Below are 1,596 nucleotides of genomic sequence, written 5' to 3' on the forward strand. Positions count from 1 at the left end.
TCAAGGACGTTAAGCACACCTATCTTTATCAGCAAAAGTACAGCGTCGGCACTAAAAACTCCGGTGGTTGGGGTGAACCTGCCGTTGCCAAAACACATTGAGTTGTTTGCGCGCTTAGGTCACGACCAAAAATTCTCTTTAGAGCCAATTTTTAAAGGCCGCTCTAGCACGCTGATCGCAGAACCAATTAAGCGTGTCGACGGAGCACAAGCAAGACACCAAGACATCTACATTAGTGCGGCGAAAATCGGCAATAAGATCACTGCTATCGAATCCAAACTGCACCAAGAATTTAATAGCGTGAAAGAGCGAATTCAGTTCATCAAAAAAGCGCGCATGATGGGCGATTTCTATGTATTTCGAATGTCCACCGCACCCATTTTTGATCCTATGACGTCGCTGCTACGACAGGACTTGAGTGACCTTACTCAGTTTGGCGTTCATCAAGCCAGTAAACTAGAAAAGGAGCTGACGGCTTTGGTTGGCTACAGCGAGTTTGAAGACATAACCGAAGAAGTCGTCGTGCGACTTGAACTAACGGAATAAAAAACACCGCCAAGATAGGCGGTGTTTTTCTTTCTGATTCTATTAAGGCTTCGCTTTCCAACTGATTTTTTGCTGCTTCACGAGCGCACCAGACAAAATACAGAGCACCCCACCTAACCCAGCAAAACGCACCGAGGTTTGTGCCTGTGCCTCTACTTTAGGTTTCGCGTGGTAGGCAATACCAAGGCCTGCGGCGGACATCATCACTAAGTCGTTGGCACCATCACCAACGGCAACGGTATTATGCTGTTCAATTTCGTATTCATCCGCCAGTTCAACCAAAATATCGGACTTGGTTTGCGCAGATACCACGTCACCAATCACTTGCCCAGTTAACTTTCCGTCAATGATCTCAAGCTGATTTGAACGAGCGAAGTCCAGACCGACTTTCTCTTTGATGTAATCAGAGAAATACGTGAACCCACCAGATGCAATGGCGGTTTTCCAACCGAGCGCTTTAAAGGTCGCAATCAACGCTTCAAAGTCTGGCATGAATGGAAGCTCAGAACGCACTTGTTCTAAAATTGCTTTATCTGCGCCTTTTAGTTTACCAACCCGTTGACGCAAGCTTTGTTCAAAGTCCAACTCACCTTGCATCGCACGTTCAGTTACTTCGGCGACTTCTTCCCCTACTCCAGCCAGTTTGGCAATTTCATCAATACATTCAATTTGAATCGCAGTGGAATCCATATCGAACACCACTAAGCCAGGCGCAGAGAGATCCGGCACTTCATTCAGAGAAGCATAATCAATGTTGAGGCTTTTTAAGATGGTTTCGTGTTGAGATGTTAATTCGCCCGCCATCAATGCTACTTCATACTGACCGACTTTCCATGTTTCTAACACCGGGTTATAGAAACCAGTAAAGAAGTCGATATCTTCAAAATGGCGAGGGGAAAGATATTCAGCAAAAACGATCCAATTCGCTTTCGCTTTATCTAACTGGGTAGCAAATCGAGTTTCGGGCAGTCGGTTTAAAAGTGTCGTATGTTTTCTGATAGGCAAGCTTTTTGACGCGTCCATGTATATAATCCCTTATGACTTTGCTAA

Annotated in this window: 1 protein-coding gene and 1 pseudogene; one reads left to right on the forward strand and one right to left on the reverse strand. The window is 45.3% G+C overall.

Annotated elements, in window-relative coordinates; translation table 11 throughout:
- Window positions 1–546: pseudogene (locus R7E00_RS22920) on the forward strand (PilZ domain-containing protein); the annotation flags it as partial.
- A 42-nt stretch (window positions 547–588) separates the two neighbouring features.
- Here the strand turns inward: R7E00_RS22920 and serB are convergent.
- Complete coding sequence (gene serB, locus R7E00_RS22925; protein WP_021486796.1) at window positions 589–1,569, reverse strand: phosphoserine phosphatase; 981 nt, start codon at window positions 1,567–1,569, stop codon at window positions 589–591.
- Between the last annotated feature and the right edge of the window lie 27 nt (window positions 1,570–1,596).

Source organism: Vibrio sp. Vb1755 (assembly GCF_033338635.1).
GTDB lineage: Bacteria > Pseudomonadota > Gammaproteobacteria > Enterobacterales > Vibrionaceae > Vibrio > Vibrio alginolyticus.

What these genes read in the sequence shown, in the direction of transcription:
- serB (WP_021486796.1), bottom strand. Translation starts at nt 1,569, where the DNA reads ATGGACGCGTCAAAAAGCTTGCCTATCAGAAAACATACGACACTTTTA.